The following is a 303-nucleotide window of genomic DNA, read 5'->3' as shown; positions in this document are numbered from 1 at the left end:
CCCCCCCCCCCCCCCCCCCCCCCCCCCCCCCCTCCCCAACCAGAACCCGCCCCACTAGATGTAGCTCCGTCTCGTGGGCTCGGAGATGTGTATAAGAGACAGGTCCCAAACGCTCATCGCGCTCGAGCGGATCGCATGGCAGCTGTGGCTCGACCTTCTCAGGGTGTGGGGCGTCGTCGCAACGCTTGGCCTCTCCGTCAGGCTGGACGCCGAGCCCCTGACTGCGATGTTGGCCCTGGGTCTGTGCAACCTGGTCGTGGACGGGCTCACGTGGGCACTGTCGCGAGCAGCGCTCGCCGGGGC

At 69.3% G+C, this 303-nt stretch carries 1 protein-coding gene; it reads left to right on the top strand.

Features of this window, described 5'->3' with window-relative positions:
• Positions 1 to 85: 85 nt before the first annotated feature.
• A partial coding sequence (locus ACR9ZK_RS21785) for a hypothetical protein (protein WP_481344043.1) occupies positions 86 to 303 on the top strand: 218 nt, incomplete at its 3' end.

The sequence above is a fragment of the Monashia sp. HAY1-5C genome (genome assembly GCF_056755255.1).
The sequence above is the reverse complement of the archived record's forward strand: the minus strand, read 5'-3'. Positions and strand labels throughout refer to the sequence as shown.